This window comes from Planomicrobium sp. CPCC 101079 (genome assembly GCF_007859275.1).
In the GTDB taxonomy this organism is placed as follows: domain Bacteria; phylum Bacillota; class Bacilli; order Bacillales_A; family Planococcaceae; genus Planococcus.
This window is the reverse complement of record NZ_VOHC01000021.1, coordinates 361,256-380,443: the sequence shown is the minus strand read 5'-3', so window position 1 is coordinate 380,443 and position 19,188 is coordinate 361,256. Positions and strand designations below refer to the sequence as shown.

Below are 19,188 nucleotides of genomic sequence, written 5' to 3'. Positions count from 1 at the left end.
ACAACATAATGACAAAAATAATTATTGTAGATGATCACCAACTATTCCGTGAAGGGGTTAAACGGATTTTAGATTTTGAAGATTCTTTTGAAGTCGTCGCAGAAGGCGGAGACGGAAATGAAGTCCTCAAGTTGTATGAAGAATACAAACCGGATGTGGTATTGATGGACATCAACATGCCACAGAAAAACGGAGTAGAAGCGACTGGAGAATTGATGGAGAAATATCCGGACGCTAAAGTCATTATGCTGTCAATTCACGACGATGAATCATACGTGACACACGCATTAAAAACAGGCGCGCTTGGCTATATGTTAAAAGAAATGGACGCTGAAGCGATTATTCAGGCGATCAAAGTGGTAGCAAAAGGCGGTTCTTATTTGCATCCGAAAGTCACACGCAACTTGGTAATGGAATTCCGCCGTTTAAGCGAGCGGGAAAACAAGGGTTCTTTCCATCAAACAGAAATCCGTCGCCCTTATCATTTGCTGACAAAGCGTGAAAGTGAAGTTCTTCAATTATTGACAGATGGCCAAAGCAACCGGGTAATCGGCGAGACTTTATTCATTTCAGAAAAAACGGTTAAAAACCACGTTTCCAGCATTCTTCAAAAAATGCAGGTGAATGACCGGACTCAGGCGGTTGTAACAGCTATTAAAAATGGCTGGGTAGAAGTACGCTGATTTAAATAAAAACCTTGCTGCATTAGCAGCAAGGTTTTTTATATTTTCTATGGTCACAGTTTCTTCATTTGAATTACAATTCCTGCTGTGGCAAAATGAAACGCAGGAGGAATGATGGATGAAAAAAATGATGGTAATTGCAGGCTTGGCGTTAGCGTTAGCTGCGTGTTCGGATTCAGCAGCGCCTTCGGTAAATGAAAATACGGTCGAAGACGGCAATTCGGCAAACGAAAACAATGCAGTCGACCATGGAATAGAAGATGAGTCAGTAGGTTTTACATTAGGTGATGACGGAGAAGTGGTGGAAGCGGATGTTCCGAAAGAAGCAGCGGATGAAATACTAGCGGCTTACAAAGAATACATTGATGCTTTCAATGAAGAAGACTTAAATCGGTATATGAATGTAATTGCTTCAAAACCTGATGGCTTTGACCGCGAGGAAGACGAAGCTTCACTAAAAGAAGCATTTAAAGCTTATGATACCAGTTATAAAACAAGCAATGAAACAATTGTTGGATATGAGGAAAACCGGGCAGAAGTTTTCGCGGAAATTGATGTCTTAGTGGAAGAACCTGAAACGGATAGAAGTACGAAACAATCCGGACGACAAGTTGTTGTATTTATAAAAGAGGATGGAAACTGGAAAGTTACTAGCCTTCATTTTATCGGCAACCAATAAAAACTTCTCGCTTTTAAAGCGAGAAGTTTTTTCGTTTTTCTTGGAAGAATTCTGGTAAACTGGCAAAGAAGGCAGAGAACATTAGAAAGGAAGATGCTGGTGACAGAATTGGAACAATTTTTGACAGGCCGCATTTGGCTTAGGGACTTTATGCCATTTGCACAAAAAGAAGTGGACGCCGCAATTTCCGCTGGAAAAATAGGTATTAAAAAGGGCATAACAGAAAACAAAGAATGTGCCCGTTGTCTGGAAAAATCCCCCCAGAAAATTATTTCGTTTTATTGTGCAAACTGCCAAGGAATTTGTTATTATTGCCGGCATTGCTTGAAAATGGGCCGCATCAGTTCTTGCACGGAACTGATTTATTGGGCGGACCCCTCTCCAAACCCTCAATCTCCGCATTCGTTTACATGGAATGGTGTGCTGACAAATGCTCAGCAACGTGCTTCTGATGAAGTGCTGGAGAGCCTCTCCCTTAATCAATCCCATCTTGTGTATGCCGTCTGCGGCGCCGGAAAAACCGAGTTATTGTTTCCGCCGCTTGCCAAAGCTCTGGAGAAAGGGCAGCGCGTCTGCATTGCCGCTCCCAGAACTGATGTCGTTTTGGAGTTGTCGCCGCGTATAAAAGCGGTTTTTCCAGATACTGTCGTCCATACACTATATGGCGGTTCTCCGGAAGAAACCGGTTTTGCAACTATTGTCGTTGCGACTACCCATCAGCTGTATCGATTCGAAGACACTTTTGATGTCATCATTGTTGATGAAGCGGATGCTTTTCCTTATTCTTGCGATCCATCTCTCGAACGCGCCGTGATGAAAGCAAAAAGGAGCGAAGCGCCAATCGTTTATGTATCGGCGACGCCTTCTGACCGTTTACTGAAAGAGATTTCGAAGCAATCTCGAATTTTTAGCAGGTTCCATGGCCATCCTTTGCCGGTTCCGAGGTTTCAATCGTTATGGAACTACAAAAAAACCTTTGCCAGAAATAAAATACCCATATTGTTAACTCGTTGGATAGAAGACAGGCTTGCCAAGAAAGAGCCTTTCCTGGTATTTTTCCCGACCATCGAGTTGATCGAACAAGTAGTCCCGCTTTTTAAGATGTTGAATGAACGCATTGAAGCTGTCCACGCATCCGATCCAGGGCGGAAAGAAAAGGTGATGAAACTGCGTAAAGGAGAGCTTCCCGGAGTTCTTACTTCCACAATATTGGAACGGGGAATTACAATTCCGAATATCCAAGTTGCCGTTGTAGGGGCGGATGAATCGATCTTTAATGCTTCGGCATTAATTCAAATCGCAGGAAGGGCCGGGAGAGCACCTGATTTTCCGGCTGGTGATGTCGTATTTTTTCATAATGGCATTGTGCGGCAAATGGACAAGGCGAAGCGGCAAATCATTTCCTATAACAGAGGAGAGTTTGTATGAACTGTTATTTATGTGAGCGTGTGCTGCCATTTTTGCCTTCTTGGAGAGGCTTGTTTTTTAATGATTTTCAACAAGTGATTTGTGAAAAGTGCAAAAGCGGATTTGAACGGATCAGCGGTGTGGTTTGCCCGATGTGTGGATCGGCAAGCGAGGGTCTGTGCAAGGATTGTCTTTACTGGGAAACGACAGAGTATGCGGGCCTTCTGCGGAGCGGCACGAGTTTGTACTATTATAATGAGGCGATGAAAGACTACTTGCATCAATATAAGTTTTTGAAGGACATTGTACTTTCGGAAGTGTTCGTGAGTGAACTGCGCAATGAACTAAGCCGAACGAAAGCAATTATTGTTCCAGTCCCCATGCATCCGCACAAAATGAAAGAGAGGACGTTTTCTCAAGTGGATTGCATATTAGATGCTGCGGGTCTGAGCTATTCACATTATTTGACGAAGAGCGAACAAGTCCAAGGCAAAAAGACAAAAAGAGAGCGTATGTCTACTCCGGATCTTTTCTTTTGGAATGGCAGAGCCGTTCCGGAAAAAATTCTTTTAGTGGACGATTTGTATACTACCGGAACAACGATACGCCACGCTGCAAAAGAGTTGAAAAAAGCGGGTGCTGTGGAAATTTCATTTTTCACCCTGATTCGAGGCTAAGAAAACAGCCGTCCGGAATTCCGGACGGCTGTTTTCAATGTTCATAAATCATTTTCCGTGTCATGCCGCCATCGATGTTCAGGCATTCACCGGTGATAAACGAGTTGCGCGGATCACATAAGAAAAGGCAGGCGCGTGCAATGTCGTCCACCTTACCGACACGCCCACTCCAATGCTGGCTATGGTCGACTTCTCGCAATTCGTCTGTTTCACCAGTATGAATCCAGCCGGGAGCGATGGAATTGACCCGGATTTCTTTTTCGCTCAAAGTAGCGGCCAGCGAATGGGTCAGCGCGTAAATGCCGCCTTTTGAAGCGGAATATGTTTCAGTGTTCGGTTCTGACATAAAAGCACGGGTTGAAGCCATATTGACAATTGCACGGATATCCCCAGTCATATAGCGTGCCGCTTCGCGGCTGCAGATAAAGACGCTTTTTAAGTTGGTGTCAAGAACACGGTTCCAATCCGCTTCTTCAATCTCCCAAATAGACTTGAATTCCGATACGCCAGCATTATTGATCAACGCGTGAATTTCCCCGTAATCTTGCTGGATTTGCGCAAATACGTCTATTACTTGCTGAAAGTTTCCTACATCGCAGTGCCTGGCATCTACTCCTTCAAGAGTAAACATTTCTAGGTCCAACCCGATCACACGGGCATTTTCAGACACGAAATGCTGGGCTATACTCTTCCCGATGCCATTTGCGGCTCCTGTTACAACGATGGTTTTATCAGTAAACATCCTATCATCTCCTTCCATTTAGTTTACCTGTTTTATCATACTGCAAAACTTTTTTACGTTTTAAGGAGGAGCGGAAAGGGAAGATATAGAATTGTATAGATAGATACAAGAAGGAGGAGTTAAGATGCTACAATTTAATATTAAAGCAGACAACGTAGAAGCAACTCCAGCGGTTCGTGACTATATTGAGAAAAAAATAAGCAAGATTGAGCGTTACTTCCCCGAAGGAACGAACGCTACAGCGATGGTTTATTTGAAATCAATCAACCACAGCCAAACAAAAGTGGAAGTTACGATACCGATGAAGAACTTAACCCTACGAGGCGAAGAAAGCCATATAGAGTTATATGCGGCGATCGATTTGATTGTAAGTAAATTGGAGCGCCAAATCCGAAAATACAAAACAAAGGTAAACCGTAAATTCCGTGACCGAGATGGCATTGGTGTTGCATTTGCGGCAGCTGAAAATGAATTGAGAAACCAAAATGAAGAAGCGGAAGAAGAAGATGATCTGACAATCGTCCGCACAAAACAATTTGATTTAAAACCGATGGATGAAGAAGAAGCGGTTTTGCAGATGAATATGCTGGGCCATGATTTCTTTGTGTTCACCGATGCAGAGTCGAACGGAACAAATATTGTCTATAAACGCAAAGATGGCAGCTATGGTTTAATTGAAACAAGTTCTTCATAACCGATAAATGAAAAGCCTCTCGTGATGAGAGGCTTTTTTGTTTGGCTTAAATTCATACGCTTCGACGCGGAACTAAACACTCCCGGATATTTGCACCGATGTATATGCAGTGTTAAAATAGGAAGTGAGATTTTTCGAAAAGACATAGAACGTGCAAGGGAATTAGGGGATTTTAAAAGCATTGCGTTAAAAATTATACTATTATAGCAAAGGCGATCCGGCCATTTTATCAGGCCAGACACTATGCAGGGAGCGGTTATAAATGCTTGGAGTATTGAATAAAGTATTCGACCCAAATAAACGGGACTTAAAAAGATTTGAAAAAATAGCGGATGAAGTAGAAGCGCTGGCTTCAGACTTTGCTGCTCTTTCTGATGAAAAGCTTCAAGGGAAAACGCCAGACTTAATGGAGCGCTACCAGAAAGGCGAAACTTTGGATGCGTTATTGGTAGAAGCGTTCGCAACAGTGCGCGAAGCATCAAAGCGGGTCTTGGGCATGTTCCCGTTCCGTGTCCAAATAATGGGGGCAATTTCCCTTCATGAAGGCAATATTTCCGAGATGAAAACAGGGGAAGGTAAAACATTAACTTCCACTATGGCAGTATATTTAAACGCTTTATCAAAAAAAGGCGTACATGTTGTAACTGTCAACGAATATTTGGCAAGCCGGGATGCTGAAGAAATGGGCAAGCTATTCCAATGGCTTGGTCTATCGATTGGCTTGAACTTGAACAGCCTAACGAAAGAAGAAAAAAGAGAAGCTTACGCTTCTGATATCACATACAGCACAAATAATGAGCTTGGCTTTGATTATTTACGCGACAATATGGTTCTTTATAAAGAAGAGATGGTTCAGCGCGAGTTGAATTATGCGGTTATCGATGAAGTCGATTCAATTTTGATTGATGAAGCGCGTACGCCTCTGATTATTTCTGGACAAGCTGCAAAAGCTGCGCAGCTTTATATGCAGGCAAATGCTTTTATCCGTATCTTGACTAAAGATACCGATTATACGTATGACGAAACCACTAAAGGCGTCATGTTGACGGAAGATGGCATTGAAAAAGTGGAAAAAGCCTTCGGAATCGAAAACTTATTCGACATGAACCATGTGCGATTGAACCATGCTATCAATCAGGCTTTAAAAGCGCATGTAACAATGCACAAAGATGTTGATTATGTTGTCCAAGATGGTGAAGTGATTATTGTCGATCAGTTTACAGGGCGTTTGATGAAAGGCCGCCGCTATTCGGACGGACTGCATCAAGCGATTGAGGCAAAAGAAGGTCTGGAAGTGCAAAACGAATCGATGACCATGGCAACAATCACTTTCCAGAACTATTTCCGTATGTACAATAAGCTCTCCGGTATGACAGGGACAGCGAAGACAGAGGAAGAAGAATTCCGCAACATCTATAATATGAACGTTATTGCAATTCCAACAAACAAACCAATCATCCGGGATGACCGTGTTGATTTGATCTACGCAACGATCGCCGGGAAATACAAAGCAGTGGGCGATGATATCGCAGAACGCCATAAAAAAGGCCAACCGGTATTAGTAGGTACAGTTGCCATTGAAACTTCTGAAATCATTTCGGACTATTTGACGAAAAAAGGCATTAAACATTCTGTCTTGAATGCTAAGAACCATGCTTTCGAAGCAGAGATCATTTTGAACGCAGGCCAAAAAGGCGCCGTAACAATTGCGACAAACATGGCGGGACGGGGTACCGATATTAAACTTGGTGAAGGTGTTCGGGAAGTCGGCGGTTTGGCCGTTCTCGGTACGGAGCGCCATGAATCTCGCCGGATCGATAACCAGCTTCGCGGACGCTCAGGCCGTCAAGGGGATCCAGGGGTTACTCAATTTTATCTGTCTCTTGAAGATGACTTGATGCGCCGTTTCGGTTCTGATGCAATGCGCAACATGATGGGGAAACTTGGAATGGACGATTCTCAGCCCCTGCAGTCGCGCATGGTTACGCGCTCTGTAGAATCAGCTCAAAAACGCGTGGAAGGCAATAACTTTGATGCACGGAAACGCTTGCTCCAGTATGATGATGTATTGCGCCAACAGCGCGAAATCATTTATAAAGAGCGTATGGAAGTAATTGAGACGGATGACATGCGCGCCTTGGTCGAGAAAATGATCGACAGCACGATCGACCGGATGGTAGCGGTGCATACGGCAGAAGAAAAACAAGAAGAGTGGCACCTGAAGTCTCTTGCTGACACAATTGCTGCTAATTTGCTGCCGGAGAATACAATTACCGAAGCAGATTTACAAGACAAATCTCAGGAAGAAATTACCGATTTGATCAGATCGGAAGTCACGAAGCATTACGATGAAAAAGAAGCGGAATTGACTTCGGAGCGCATGCGCGAGTTTGAAAAAGTTGTTCTTCTTCGTTCAATCGATTCTAAATGGATCGATCACATCGATGCTATGGATCAACTGCGCCAAGGAATTCATTTGCGCGCGTACGGTCAAAATGATCCACTCCGCGAATACCAGAATGAAGGATTTAATATGTTCGAAGCAATGGTTGAAGCCATTGAAGAAGATGTAGCCAAATATGCCATGAAAGCGGAAATCCGCAATAACTTGGAGCGACAAGAAGTGGCTAAGGGCCAAGCAGTCAATCCGAAAGAGGATGGGCCGCCTGTTAAAAAGAAAAAAGAGCCGGCTCGCAAAAATGTTGAAATCGGCCGGAATGATGCGTGCCCTTGCGGCAGCGGCAAGAAATACAAAAACTGCCATGGGGCAGCAGCACTATAAGAAGCATGAACAAGGCCGAAGAGCATTAAGCTCTTCGGTGTTATTTTGAGGAGGAACATATACATGATGGATTTAGCAGACATCCGCAATGAGCTCGACAAATCAGCCAAGAAATTGGCGGACTTTAGGGGGTCTCTTTGACTTAGAGAACAAAGAGGCACGGATTCAAGAATTAGATGAAATGATGATTGACCCTGATTTCTGGAACAATCAAGAAAAGGCTCAAATAGTCATTTCCGAATTGAATGGTTTAAAAGAGATTGTTAATACGTATCATGGGTTTGTCGAGACGCAGGAAAACCTGGAAATGACACTCGAACTTCTTCGCGAAGAAACGGATGAAGATCTGCACGAAGAACTTAGTTCCGAAATGAAGTCATTCATGTCCGAACTAAGTGATTATGAATTACAAATGCTGTTAAGCGAACCATACGATAAAAATAATGCCATATTGGAATTGCATCCAGGAGCCGGCGGCACGGAGTCGCAAGACTGGTGTTCTATGCTTTTGCGCATGTACACACGCTGGGCTGAAAAACGGGGCTTCAAAGTAGAAACACTCGACTATCTTGCAGGCGATGAAGCAGGAGTCAAATCCGTAACGTTAGGCATTAAAGGCCATAATGCATACGGTTATTTGAAAGCTGAAAAAGGCGTTCACCGTCTTGTTCGTATTTCTCCGTTCGATTCATCAGGGCGACGCCATACATCTTTCGTGTCATGCGAAGTTATGCCTGAATTCACAGGGGAAATCGAAATCGATATCCGCACAGAAGATCTGAAAATTGATACGTACCGGGCAAGCGGAGCCGGTGGTCAGCACATTAACACGACTGATTCTGCTGTTCGGATTACGCACTTGCCGACTGGCGCAGTTGTGACATGCCAGCAAGAACGTTCTCAAATTAAGAACCGCGAAAAAGCAATGCAAATGTTAAAGGCGAAATTATACGCACTTAAGATTGAAGAGCAGGAAGCGCAATTGCTCGAAATCCGTGGTGAACAAAAAGAAATCGGATGGGGAAGCCAAATCCGTTCTTATGTGTTCCATCCGTATTCAATGGTAAAAGACCATCGCACCAATTTCGAAACAGGCAATTTGCAAGCTGTCATGGATGGGGACATTGATGGGTTTATCAATTCTCTTCTTCGTTCTAAAATGCAATGATTTAAAAGGCTCGGAGCAAATAATGCTCCGAGCCTTTTTCTTATTGGTTTAAAGCTGTACTTTAGCTGGATGAAGTTCACAAGAAGCGCGCCATTTGCTATACTCTGACAGGGTTGATACGAACATATATGGAAAGAGGCATTATAGACATGAAGAAGAAAAAACAACAACGTGTATACAACGAACCGCATCCAGTATTATCCGCTGTAAGGGATTATCTTGGAGTTCTTATCGGATCTGCTATTGTGGCCATTGCCTTCAACGTCCTTTTGCTGCCTAATGAAGTGGCATCAGGAGGCGTCAGTGGAATCAGTACTATTTTATATGGGCTTTTTGAATGGAAGCCGGCTTTTGTGCAATGGACATTCAATATACCTTTGTTTATCGCAGGAGTCATTCTCTTAGGCAAGCATTTTGGCATTAAGACAGCAGTTGGAACCCTATTTCTGCCGTTCGTCGTGTTTATGACAGAGGCATGGGAGCCGTGGACGCTTAATCCATTGCTTGGTTCTTTGTTTGGCGGCATCATGGTTGGCCTTGGTCTGGGCATCGTCTTCCGGGCAAAAGCTTCAACCGGCGGCACGGATTTGGCCGCACAAATCATTACAAAATATACTGGCCTTTCGCTGGGAACAAGTATTGCTTTGATTGATGGCTTGATCGTTTTGGCAGCAGCTTTTGTCTTCGATATTGAAAGTGGGCTTTATGCCTTGGTCGGTTTGTTCGTCACAACAAAAACAATTGATCTTGTTCAAATCGGCTTTGGCCGTTCCAAGTTGGTTTATATTATTACCAATAAACAAGCCGAAGTACGAGATGCTATTTATGAAGAAGTAGATCGAGGAGTTACCAAGCTTGCCGCAACCGGAGGTTATACGGATACCGAGAAGCCGCTGCTGATGGTTGTCGTCCATCAAACTGAATTTACTCGCTTGAAGCAAGTGGTGAAATTGATCGATCCTTCTGCCTTCGTGATTGTTTCAGATGCTTCTGAAGTTCTTGGTGAAGGTTTTAAACGTTCTTAAACTAGGTATACTTTAATTAACTTGAAAAAACATCTTGGAGGAGGCAACATACATGAAAAAAGGATTGTTAACATTGATGTTAGGCTCTGCGCTTGCGTTAGGGGCTTGTGGCGGCGGCGGAGGCGGAGAAACTACAACTGAACCTGCGCCTGCAGAAGGCGGTTCAGGCTCATCTTCAGTAGATCCCGAACAAGTCGTACAACAAAATTGTATTTCCTGCCATGGTGAAAATTTAGAAGGCGCGGGAAATTTTCCAGCATTAAATAACGTAGGCTCTCGTTTATCCCAAGAAGAAATTCGCAGTGTAATTGATAATGGGCAAGGAGCCATGCCAGCGGATATTATTGAAGGCGAAGAAGCAGATGCAGTTGCGGAATGGTTAGCAAGCAAAAAATAAACCGGCTGATAAGCCGGTTTTTTTGTGCGCAGGAATTCAAATAATAGACACATTTTAACCATTTATAGTAATTATATATGAAAAAAAGCATGTTTTATTGCAATAAATAGAGCCTTAAGGCATTATTTTTTGAAAAAAACTAAAAACAATTGAAACACAACTGTAATACAAAAACAGGTTTAAGGTGATATAATAAGTCAGTCGGAAATTTTCAGCGGAAATGCAAATTGGAGAAAATCCAATAACTATAGGTGGTTAAGTACATGATTCAAATGAAGAATGTTTATAAAAAATATCCGAATGGCATCGTTGCTCTCAACGGGCTAACAGTTGAAATCGAGCAAGGTGAATTCGTGTATGTAGTAGGGCCAAGTGGTGCAGGGAAGTCGACGTTCATCAAAATGATGTATCGTGAAGAACGCCCAACTTCAGGCCAAATGTTAATCAATAATGTAGATATTGCTACATTAAAAAGCAAAAAAGTTCCAATGCTTCGCCGTCAAATCGGCGTTGTATTCCAAGATTTCAAGCTTCTTCCGAGATTGAATGTATACGAGAATGTTGCGTTTGCTCTGGAAGTCATCGAAGAAACACCTGAAATGATTCGGAAACGGGTTATGGAAGTGCTGGATTTGGTAGGATTGAAACATAAAGCACGGATGTTCCCGACAGAGTTGTCTGGCGGGGAACAGCAACGGGTTTCCATTGCACGTTCGATCGTCAACAAACCGAAAGTGGTAATTGCCGATGAGCCTACAGGTAATTTAGATCCTGAGACTTCTTGGGATATCATGGATTTGTTTGAACGAATCAATGCGACAGGAACAACTATATTAATGGCTACTCACAACCGTGAAGTGGTTAATAAAAGAAGACATCGTGTTATTGCAATTGAAGGCGGCTTGATTGTTCGCGATGTAGCTGGAGGTGACTACGGCTATGAAGGCTAGAACATTAACGCGGCATTTCAGGGAAAGTTTGAAAAGTTTAGGGCGCAATAGCTGGATGACTTTTGCTTCTGTCAGTGCAGTTACTGTGACATTGCTTTTAGTCGGTGTGTTCGTCTTAATCATGATGAACTTGAACAAAGTGGCCGATGATTTGGAAAATGATGTGGAAATTAAAACTTTCGTTTCTTTAGAAGCGGATGATGCTAGAATAGAAGCAATACAAGCAACAATACAATCCATGCCAGGCGTTGAATCCGTAGAATTTTCGACAAAAGAAGAAGAGTTGACAGATTTGGTTCTTGATTTTGGTGATGAATTGAGTTTGTTCCAGCAAAGCAACCCGTTGTTTGATGTTTTCTATGTAAAAGCAACGGAACCTCAACAAACAGAGCAAGTAGCGATTGAAATTGCAAAATTAGACAATATTGAAGACGTGAAATACGGTGAAGGCAAAATTGAAAAGTTGTTTAACTTTTTGAATTTGGGACGGAATGTTGGCTTGGTGCTCATTCTGGCATTGCTGTTTACTGCAATGTTCTTGATCTCCAACACAATACGCATTACGATTGTAGCTAGACGTCATGAAATAGAAATTATGAAATTAGTAGGCGCAACCAACTGGTTTGTCAGAGTTCCGTTTATCTTGGAAGGTATGTGGCTGGGCTTGTTGGGATCGATTCTTCCAATCGCGCTCGTTTCTATGCTTTATTACCAGGTAACTGATTTTGCGCAACCGAAGCTTAGTGGTGAAATGATTCAATTGCTTGACTTGACTCCGTTCATTTATCAAGTGAGCGCATTGATCTTAGTGATGGGTGTGTTTATCGGAATTTGGGGAAGTTTCATGTCCATCCGTAAATTCTTGCGCGTCTAAAGAAAGAAGAGTGCTCTGTTAAAGGTTATTGTTGATTTTTTTAGAAGGAACAAAGGATACGCGCTCTTGTCGAAAAGAGCGCGATTCCCTTCAAAATCAATAAATTCGTTTAACAGAGTTTTTTAATAGAAAAAACTAGATAGAGAAAGATAGGCAAAGAACGTAAAGCCGAAAGGGGAACACGAACTTGAGCACGAAATCGAAATGGATGTTGTCAGGTATTTCATCTGTGTTAGCATTAACCATATTGATGCCAACAGTTGCAAATGCGGACAAATTGAGTGATTTGGAGCAGAAGCAGCAAGAAGCGCTGCAGCAAAAAAATGAGTTGACTTCCGATATCAGCAAAAAAAATGAGAAAATGACTGAGAATGCTTCGAAGCTAGAAAAGCTTATGGCAAAAATTGAGGACTTGAACCGCAAGATTGAAGAAACAACCGCAAAAATTGATAGCGTCCAAGCGGATATCGACTATACGAAAGCTGAAATCGATGAATTGAAAAAATCAATCGAAGAGCTTGAGCGTAAAATAGCGGAACGCGAAGCGCTGCTTGAAGAACGTGCCCGGGCGATTCAAAAAAGCGGAGGCTCAGTAGATTACGTCGATGTGCTTCTTGGAGCCAACAACTTTGTCGATTTTATCGACCGTTTCTCAGCGGTTAACACGCTGATCGAAGCCGACCGTGAAATCATGCGCGAACAAGCAGCCGATAAAAAACTATTGGCGGAACAAAAAGCGCAAGTGGAAACAAAGCTGGCTGAACAAGAGCAGCGACGTGCAGAACTGGTTGCCCTCAACGATAAATTGAACGGCCAAAAGAAAGAACAAGCCGGATTTGTAGAAGAATTGAAGGCTGAACAAAAGCGGCTGGCAAAAGAAAAATCGAAATTGGTTCAGCAGCGCAACGAAGCTATCAACGTTAGCTCGAAATTAGAAAAACAGATTGAAAAAGAACAAAATCGCCTAGCGGAATTAGCCCGCAAAGCGGAAGCAGAGCGCCAGCGCAAACTTGCGGCTGAGCGCAAAGCAGCTGCCCAAAAAGCGCGAGCTTCAAATTCTATGTCTTCTTACACGGCTCCAGCGAAAGTTTCAAGTTCAGGATTCATCACACCGACTTCTGGCCGATTTACATCTAAATTCGGTTGGCGCAACATTGGTGATGGCCCTGAATTCCATCAAGGAGTAGATATCGCGAACAGTGTCGGCACAAATGTTAAAGCAGCAGCAAGCGGCTATGTTTCATTTTCAGGCAGCATGGGCGGTTATGGCAATGTCGTCATCCTTACACACTCGATCAATGGACAAACTCATGCCACTGTTTATGCACATTTGAATTCGATTGACGTTTCCGCTGGACAAGAAGTGTCGCAAGGCCAACGCGTCGGCGGAATGGGCAACACAGGCCGTTCAACTGGATCCCACCTTCATTTTGAGATTCATGTCGGGCCATGGAATGGCGCCCGTACGAATGCAGTCAATCCTGCATCATTTGTATCGCTATAAGTTGAAACAGCCGGCATCTTCTAAGATGCCGGCTGTTTTATTTGTTAGGCATCTTTTTCGATAACACGATAAAGTGGAACAAAGGGGCCATTCTGTAAAACAGCTTCGCTAATCCGCTTGCCCAGAAAAATGAAGATTGGCCGCCCCCAGAAAGCACTCGTATTTTACATCTTACTGACTGAAGAGCAAAGCGTCTATTTGAAGCAAAAGAAAGAGCTAGCGAGAATTTTTCTGCCGGTTTTAAGTAGGAAATTCATTGCTTCATTAGTGGAATATTGAGTGTGTTCTATCGTATGATGAACAGGAACGGAGTGAAGAGGAAATGCCGAAAAAAATAATAGGCTTGTTGCTGATTGCGGTTATGATCGGAATCACGGTTGCAGGAGTTGTTAAAAATAATATTGAAGAAAACGAATCACTTGAAACAATGTCTGTTGGCACTGAGGTAGATTTTTTGGCTACAAAAGAAGGACTGGCACCAGGGGAAGTCGCACCTGATTTTGAGTTAACCACTTTGTCGGGGGAAACGGTCAAGTTATCGGATTATAAAGGGAAAAAAGTGATTTTAAATTTCTGGGCTTCATGGTGCCCGCCTTGCAAAGCAGAGATGCCGCTCATGCAAAATTATTATGATGGAGCGCAAGAGGAAAACGTGGAAATCTTAGCTGTAAATTTAACGACAGAAGATCGTGGAATGACTAAAGTCCAGGAATTTGTAAGCGCCAATAACCTGACGTTCCCTATTCCACTTGATAAAGAAGGCGATATCGGTTCCATCTATCAAGCTGTTACGATACCAACTTCTTATATGATCGATACGGAAGGCCGGATTCAAAACAAACACCTCGGGCCGATGGACGAAAAAGCTATGAAAGATTATATTGCCAATTTAAAATAAGGAGTCGGGGCCATGAAGTCGCTTGAAACGATGTCGGTGCATACGGCGCGAGCAGAAGAACGGATTATCCAACCGAAAGTTATGCCGATTTTTCAAACATCTGCTTTCTCTTTTTCTTCTTTAGAAGAAATGGAAGGTTATTACGAAGGAAATGGAACTTATCTGTATTCCCGGACTGCTAATCCAAATACCGATGCTCTAGGGCAGACAGTGGCTGAGCTAGAGGGCGCACCCAAAGGGGTAGCTGCAGCTTCGGGGATGGCGGCCATACTTGCAGGCATCCTATCAGTCGTTCAAACGGGAGACCGTGTGCTGGCTGCTGAAGATGTTTACGGAGGAACATTTTTTTTGTTGAAACAAGAACTTATACGAATGGGAATAGAAGTCCATTTTGCCGATTTTTCGGATAAAGCTTCTATTGAACAGCATCTTATCGACTACCCGGAAGTGAAACTGATGGTCAGTGAATCTATCACGAATCCATTCTTGCGGGTAGAAGATGTCGCCGGGATTTGCAGATTAGCAAGGCAGTATGGCGTGAAAGTGATGATCGACAATACATTTGCAACACCATATACTGAAAGACCATACGCTAGTGGCGCTGATTTAGTCGTCCACAGCGCGACAAAGTATTTAGGCGGACATGGAGATGTTACAGCGGGGGTTCTAACAGGGCATGCGGATTTGATTAAGCAAGCAGAAGCGCGTATCGTCAGCCTTGGCATGAACTTAAGCCCGTTTGAAGCTTGGTTGGCGATTAGGGGCATCAAAACATTGGCGCTCCGCATGAAAACTCAAACGGAAAATGCCAAGGCGATCGCAGCTTTTTTAGAAGGAAAGGCGCGCGTCTGGTATCCGGGCAAAGGAGCGATTGTAACATTCGAACTTCCGGAACATGTGGACGTATATCGGTTTTTTTCTGCTCTCGGTTGGATTGATATTGTGCCGACGCTTGCAGGAGTTGAGACAACCGTCTCCTATCCGTATAGTACGTCACACCGTGAGCTTTCAGAGGAAGAAAAACAGAAAATCGGCGTGACTAAACAAACGGTCCGTTTGTCAGCAGGCATAGAAGGAATCCATGATATTTTGGATCAACTTAGTGCTGCATTCAATTAACTGAAAAAGAAGTGCAGAATACGGCATTTCTTTGGTACAATGATAAGAAACGTGTGTTGCCGGTGATGGGAAGGTGTTTAGAACGTGTTAATGGATATTGTGCTTGACATAGGTAGGTTTTTTATTAATCCCGTTTTTTACATATCGCTAATAGCCGCAGTTCTTCTAGGGTATTTTCGTGTGAAAAAAGAGCGGAAAGCATTTAGGACGCGTATTGTTTGGGGATGGACAGAGCTGGTTGGTTTGCTGAAAGACGGCTTTTTGTTTGCAGTTATATTGTCCATTCTAATTGTTGGGATCGGTTTAGTGGTTCCGATGGAATGGACGATTGCGTTGAGCATTGTCAGCATATTGATGGTGGTGTCCGGTTTTTATTACTTAGGGTCATTTGTTTATTTGTCAGCAGCGGCTGTGTTTCTTGGTTGGCTGATGGGCACGAATGGCTGGTCTGTTGATTTCGGCTTTTTCCAATATGATGGCCTTTTCTTCTCCTGGAATTGGCTGCTTCCAGTTGCTTTGATCACAGGAGCAATTGTTCTGATTGAGGGATGGCTTGTCAGAAAACACGGCGCTGTTTCTGCTTCACCAAGATTGGAAAAATCGTCGCGGGGATTAATGGCAGCCTTCTACAACTCAAAGCGGTTATGGCTTCTTCCTGTGTTGCTGGTCGTACCGGGATCATTAGTGGAATCGTATGCTCCATACTGGCCGCAACTGCCGATTGGGGAAAGTGTGTTTTCATTTATTCTGTTTCCAGTTGTTTTTGGTTTCCAAAACCGTGCGCGGAAAACTTTGCCGATCTATTTGTTTCCACTTATCGGAAAATCCATTATGATTGCCGGAGGTTCGATCATCGCTTTGGCTTTAGGTGCCTTCCTATGGCAGCCGATGGCTTTAGTCGCGTTGCTGGCCGGTTTGCTGGCACGTTTAGGAATCTCCATATTCTATACAGTCAAAGAGCGCCAAGGCAATCATGCGGTCACTCCTCAGGCTCTAGGAGTAATGATTGTCGATGTGCTCCCGGACTCGCCTGCCGACAAAATGGGCTTGATTCGCGGAGAAGTAATCCGCAAAGTGAATGGGTTGACGGTATCAAACGAATCGGAGCTGTATGAAGCGATTCAAGTTAATGCTGCGCATTGCCGCTTGGAAGTATTGGACCACAACAAGGAAGTCCGGCTTCGCCAGCATGTCATTTTCCGTCACGATCATCACCGCCTCGGATTAATCGTAGTGAAATAAGGAGACAGGAAAATGGAATCGATGTTTACAAAATTTTTATTGTCTTTATTAGTGCCTGGCCTGCTTGTGGTGCTTTTCACGCGAGTGACTTTCCATCATATTGTTGGTTTGGTTTTGACGGTTGCGCTGATAGCCGCCGCAGTTTATGCGGGGTATACGAATACGTGGTTTTTATACGTTGTCAACGCTGCATCCTTAACTATAGGGTTTTGGTATGCGACTAATATGTATAACAAACGCAAAAAAGCCGAAACTCATGAAAATGAGTGACGGCTTTTTTGCTTTGCATCTTTCTGAATTCTATAGAAGAAATTAAAAAATCAAGCTGTAAATTGCCAACACGGCGATCGAACCGAGTACAACTACCATAACATTGGCACCAGCAAAGGCAAAGCCGAATGCGGCAGCTGTGCCAATAATGCCAAACCAAATATTTTCTTCCTGAACAAAAAAAATAGCTGGAAAAATTAATGCACCAAGAACTGCATAAGGAATATTCCGAAGCACGTGCTGCACGGAAATGGGAAGCTCCCGCCCTTCTAGAAATGTTAGCGGGATTGCCCGCGGAAGATAAGTCACTGCCGCCATTCCAAAAATCATCCACCAATACCATCCACCCATTAAGATTTCACCTCTTTTGGAGAAATAAGTTCGACGAAGACTGCTGAAACCAAAGTTGAAACCATAATGGCCCACCCGGTTGAAAGCCAGCCAGTAAAATAAAAGAATGAATTGGTAAGAGCAGCAATGGCTGCAAGGCTCACCACTTTGCGGTTGCCGCGCATTGAAGGAACAAGAAGTCCGACAAACATAGCGTATAGCGCAATCGACATCGATGCTTGAAGAAATTGCGGCAGATTGGCGCCAATCAAATGGCCGATTGCCGTGAAAATGACCCAGCTGCCGTATGAAATGAGTATGACGCCAGCTGCAAACGCCGTGCGTAATCTGCCCCCTTTTTGGGTGGCCAATACTGAAAACGATTCATCGGTAACGCCAAAAGCATATAATGCTTTTTTCCACCGGGCATCCGGCTGCATCTTTTCGTTGAGTGCGGCCGTCATTAAGAAGTGCCGGATGTTGACGATAAATGTATTTAAGACGATGACTGCTGGAGCGACACCAGCGGCAATCAATGAAAGTGATATGTATTGCGCAGCTCCTGCAAAAACAAAAATGCTCATGGCAGTCGCTTCAGTAATGGAAAGCCCTGTTGTTTTTGCGAGCAAGCCGAAAGTGAGGGCTATCGGAAAATAGCCGATTGCTATGCTGGTGCCGGCTTTTAGTCCTGCAGTAAATCCACGTGTATCCAATTGCCTCTCTCCTTATGCATAAGTATTTCTCTTTTCCAAATCCGAGGAAAGAGTGTAAAGTAATGATAAACGTACATCATGTATTTTTTTATATCAGAAAATCCAAGCTGAAATCAAGAGTTTCTGAAATATTCGCTTTTACCCCATTTTTACCCCGTATTGTAAAAAGTCTATAGTTTCAGTGTATCATTTGATTTCTATTAAAAAAAGAAACTGGAAAAATAAGCATTCTTGCTGAGCTCTGGTTGTGTTAATGCAGTCCACCTTTGGTTTCCACGCAGTAATAAACCTACATTGAAGATAAAAGAAAGCTGGCTTGTTGGCGAGCTAGATAAATTTATGAATAAGGGATGGACAATATGACAGATATCGTTTCTTGGGAAAATATATATGAGTTAACTCAATCGTACCGTGCGTTAGGGCCAATTATAGGAGTGCTGCTTCCATTTCTTGAATCGTTTCTTCCTTTTTTGCCTTTGTTTGCTTTTGTTGTGGCAAATGCGACGGCTTATGGGTTTTGGATCGGTTTTCTTTTATCGTGGGGAGGAACGGTGGCAGGGTCATATGCGGTATTTTTGATAGTCCGGAAATTTGGCCAAGCCCGTTTTTTAAATTTCATGACCCGGCATAAAAGGGTGCAGAAGCTTATCCATTGGGTAGAGCGAAATGGTTTCGGCCCGCTTTTTTTATTAATTTGTTTTCCTTTTACTCCTTCTGCACTGGTGAACCTAGTGGCTGGCTTAGCAAATATACGCAGGCATTATTATTTGGCGACATTAATGGCAGGGAAATTTGTCATGGTCTTTGTCGTCACTTTTGTCGGGCATGATATTCGTGCGCTCTTTAATCAGCCAATCCGTACTGCTATTGTTGTTTTGCTTATTGCGCTGCTGTATATTATTGGGAAAGTTCTCGAAAACCGGATGAATAAAAAAGCGGAAGCTGAGTTTCGCCGAGTAAGGGCAGAACGGAGAAAAGAACAGCCGTAAGAGAGCTGCAGTGGATTTTATAGTGATTTTCCTTTAAAATAAGAA

Annotated in this window: 20 protein-coding genes; 17 read left to right on the top strand and 3 right to left on the bottom strand. The window is 43.3% G+C overall.

The genetic code is table 11. The features are described from left to right. Positions 1-8 precede the first annotated feature (8 nt). The 4 genes from FQV28_RS09840 (at position 9) to FQV28_RS19485 (ending at position 3,446) form a co-directional block, all read left to right on the top strand. A complete protein-coding gene (locus FQV28_RS09840) occupies positions 9-683 on the top strand; it encodes a response regulator (protein WP_146496027.1) in 675 nt (224 codons plus the stop codon). Positions 684-801: 118 nt separating this feature from the next. Continuing rightward, on the top strand, positions 802-1,362 hold the full coding sequence (locus tag FQV28_RS09835; RefSeq protein WP_146496025.1) for a nuclear transport factor 2 family protein: 561 nt from the start codon (positions 802-804) through the stop codon (positions 1,360-1,362). Positions 1,363-1,455: 93 nt separating this feature from the next. Beyond that, entirely contained in the window at positions 1,456-2,790 is a 1,335-nt protein-coding gene (locus tag FQV28_RS09830; RefSeq protein ID WP_370455125.1) for an ATP-dependent helicase ComFA, read from the top strand. Further along, positions 2,787-3,446: a ComF family protein gene (locus FQV28_RS19485; protein ID WP_255472874.1), complete on the top strand. Its 660-nt coding sequence runs from the start codon at positions 2,787-2,789 to the stop codon at positions 3,444-3,446. The genes FQV28_RS09830 and FQV28_RS19485 overlap by 4 nt, the downstream gene beginning before the upstream one ends. A 34-nt stretch (positions 3,447-3,480) precedes the next feature. Here the strand turns inward: FQV28_RS19485 and FQV28_RS09820 are convergent, their stop codons facing one another. Further along, complete coding sequence (locus FQV28_RS09820) at positions 3,481-4,188, bottom strand: SDR family NAD(P)-dependent oxidoreductase (protein ID WP_146496021.1); 708 nt, start codon at positions 4,186-4,188, stop codon at positions 3,481-3,483. Positions 4,189-4,312: 124 nt separating this feature from the next. Between FQV28_RS09820 and hpf the strand changes: the two genes are divergently transcribed. From hpf to FQV28_RS09760, 12 genes are all read left to right on the top strand, one after another. Continuing rightward, positions 4,313-4,882: a ribosome hibernation-promoting factor, HPF/YfiA family gene (hpf, locus tag FQV28_RS09815; RefSeq protein ID WP_146496019.1), complete on the top strand. Its 570-nt coding sequence runs from the start codon at positions 4,313-4,315 to the stop codon at positions 4,880-4,882. 262 nt (positions 4,883-5,144) lie between these two features. After that, positions 5,145-7,664 (top strand): preprotein translocase subunit SecA, encoded by a 2,520-nt coding sequence (gene secA / locus FQV28_RS09810; RefSeq protein ID WP_146496018.1) that lies wholly within the window; start codon positions 5,145-5,147, stop codon positions 7,662-7,664. Between the two features lie 66 nt (positions 7,665-7,730). Continuing rightward, positions 7,731-8,832, top strand: a protein-coding gene (gene prfB / locus FQV28_RS09805; protein WP_146496194.1) for a peptide chain release factor 2 whose coding sequence is annotated in 2 segments (ribosomal slippage) — positions 7,731-7,802 and positions 7,804-8,832 — 1,101 coding nt in all. Because the reading frame shifts where the segments join, the coding sequence is not laid out codon by codon here. 149 nt (positions 8,833-8,981) lie between these two features. Continuing rightward, positions 8,982-9,857, top strand: a complete 876-nt coding sequence (locus FQV28_RS09800; RefSeq protein ID WP_146496016.1) for a YitT family protein — start codon at positions 8,982-8,984, stop codon at positions 9,855-9,857. A 52-nt stretch (positions 9,858-9,909) separates the two neighbouring features. Then, on the top strand, positions 9,910-10,254 hold the full coding sequence (cccB, locus tag FQV28_RS09795; RefSeq protein WP_146496014.1) for a cytochrome c551: 345 nt from the start codon (positions 9,910-9,912) through the stop codon (positions 10,252-10,254). A 263-nt stretch (positions 10,255-10,517) separates the two neighbouring features. Beyond that, entirely contained in the window at positions 10,518-11,204 is a 687-nt protein-coding gene (ftsE, locus tag FQV28_RS09790) for a cell division ATP-binding protein FtsE (protein WP_146496012.1), read from the top strand. Continuing rightward, positions 11,194-12,078 carry a permease-like cell division protein FtsX gene (gene ftsX, locus FQV28_RS09785; RefSeq protein ID WP_146496010.1) on the top strand — a complete coding sequence of 295 codons (885 nt, stop codon included), beginning with the start codon at positions 11,194-11,196 and terminating at the stop codon, positions 12,076-12,078. The genes ftsE and ftsX overlap by 11 nt, the downstream gene beginning before the upstream one ends. Positions 12,079-12,265: 187 nt before the next feature. Further along, positions 12,266-13,582, top strand: a complete 1,317-nt coding sequence (locus FQV28_RS09780; RefSeq protein WP_146496008.1) for a murein hydrolase activator EnvC family protein — start codon at positions 12,266-12,268, stop codon at positions 13,580-13,582. A 322-nt stretch (positions 13,583-13,904) separates the two neighbouring features. After that, positions 13,905-14,480 (top strand): peroxiredoxin family protein, encoded by a 576-nt coding sequence (locus tag FQV28_RS09775; RefSeq protein ID WP_146496006.1) that lies wholly within the window; start codon positions 13,905-13,907, stop codon positions 14,478-14,480. A gap of 12 nt (positions 14,481-14,492) precedes the next feature. Beyond that, positions 14,493-15,599 carry a trans-sulfuration enzyme family protein gene (locus FQV28_RS09770; protein WP_146496004.1) on the top strand — a complete coding sequence of 369 codons (1,107 nt, stop codon included), beginning with the start codon at positions 14,493-14,495 and terminating at the stop codon, positions 15,597-15,599. A gap of 180 nt (positions 15,600-15,779) precedes the next feature. Then, positions 15,780-16,841, top strand: coding sequence for a PDZ domain-containing protein (locus FQV28_RS09765; protein WP_255472873.1), 1,062 nt, complete (start codon positions 15,780-15,782; stop codon positions 16,839-16,841). Between the two features lie 12 nt (positions 16,842-16,853). After that, complete coding sequence (locus tag FQV28_RS09760; protein WP_146496002.1) at positions 16,854-17,111, top strand: CsbA family protein; 258 nt, start codon at positions 16,854-16,856, stop codon at positions 17,109-17,111. A 42-nt stretch (positions 17,112-17,153) separates the two neighbouring features. Here the strand turns inward: FQV28_RS09760 and FQV28_RS09755 are convergent, their stop codons facing one another. Both FQV28_RS09755 and FQV28_RS09750 read right to left on the bottom strand, forming a co-directional pair. Continuing rightward, positions 17,154-17,462: an AzlD domain-containing protein gene (locus FQV28_RS09755; protein ID WP_146496001.1), complete on the bottom strand. Its 309-nt coding sequence runs from the start codon at positions 17,460-17,462 to the stop codon at positions 17,154-17,156. After that, positions 17,462-18,154 (bottom strand): AzlC family ABC transporter permease, encoded by a 693-nt coding sequence (locus tag FQV28_RS09750; RefSeq protein ID WP_146495999.1) that lies wholly within the window; start codon positions 18,152-18,154, stop codon positions 17,462-17,464. The genes FQV28_RS09755 and FQV28_RS09750 overlap by 1 nt, the downstream gene beginning before the upstream one ends. A gap of 359 nt (positions 18,155-18,513) precedes the next feature. Between FQV28_RS09750 and FQV28_RS09745 the strand changes: the two genes are divergently transcribed. Further along, positions 18,514-19,143 (top strand): TVP38/TMEM64 family protein, encoded by a 630-nt coding sequence (locus tag FQV28_RS09745; protein WP_146495998.1) that lies wholly within the window; start codon positions 18,514-18,516, stop codon positions 19,141-19,143. Positions 19,144-19,188 lie beyond the last annotated feature (45 nt).

Bases quoted from the DNA above. Each gene is read 5' to 3' on its own strand.
- FQV28_RS09840 (WP_146496027.1), top strand. From the start codon at position 9: ATGACAAAAATAATTATTGTAGATGATCACCAACTATTCCGTGAAGGG.
- FQV28_RS09835 (WP_146496025.1), top strand. From the start codon at position 802: ATGAAAAAAATGATGGTAATTGCAGGCTTGGCGTTAGCGTTAGCTGCG.
- FQV28_RS09830 (WP_370455125.1), top strand. From the start codon at position 1,456: ATGCTGGTGACAGAATTGGAACAATTTTTGACAGGCCGCATTTGGCTT.
- FQV28_RS19485 (WP_255472874.1), top strand. From the start codon at position 2,787: ATGAACTGTTATTTATGTGAGCGTGTGCTGCCATTTTTGCCTTCTTGG.
- FQV28_RS09820 (WP_146496021.1), bottom strand. From the start codon at position 4,188: ATGTTTACTGATAAAACCATCGTTGTAACAGGAGCCGCAAATGGCATC.
- hpf (WP_146496019.1), top strand. From the start codon at position 4,313: ATGCTACAATTTAATATTAAAGCAGACAACGTAGAAGCAACTCCAGCG.
- secA (WP_146496018.1), top strand. From the start codon at position 5,145: ATGCTTGGAGTATTGAATAAAGTATTCGACCCAAATAAACGGGACTTA.
- FQV28_RS09800 (WP_146496016.1), top strand. From the start codon at position 8,982: ATGAAGAAGAAAAAACAACAACGTGTATACAACGAACCGCATCCAGTA.
- cccB (WP_146496014.1), top strand. From the start codon at position 9,910: ATGAAAAAAGGATTGTTAACATTGATGTTAGGCTCTGCGCTTGCGTTA.
- ftsE (WP_146496012.1), top strand. From the start codon at position 10,518: ATGATTCAAATGAAGAATGTTTATAAAAAATATCCGAATGGCATCGTT.
- ftsX (WP_146496010.1), top strand. From the start codon at position 11,194: ATGAAGGCTAGAACATTAACGCGGCATTTCAGGGAAAGTTTGAAAAGT.
- FQV28_RS09775 (WP_146496006.1), top strand. From the start codon at position 13,905: ATGCCGAAAAAAATAATAGGCTTGTTGCTGATTGCGGTTATGATCGGA.
- FQV28_RS09770 (WP_146496004.1), top strand. From the start codon at position 14,493: ATGAAGTCGCTTGAAACGATGTCGGTGCATACGGCGCGAGCAGAAGAA.
- FQV28_RS09760 (WP_146496002.1), top strand. From the start codon at position 16,854: ATGGAATCGATGTTTACAAAATTTTTATTGTCTTTATTAGTGCCTGGC.
- FQV28_RS09755 (WP_146496001.1), bottom strand. From the start codon at position 17,462: ATGGGTGGATGGTATTGGTGGATGATTTTTGGAATGGCGGCAGTGACT.
- FQV28_RS09745 (WP_146495998.1), top strand. From the start codon at position 18,514: ATGACAGATATCGTTTCTTGGGAAAATATATATGAGTTAACTCAATCG.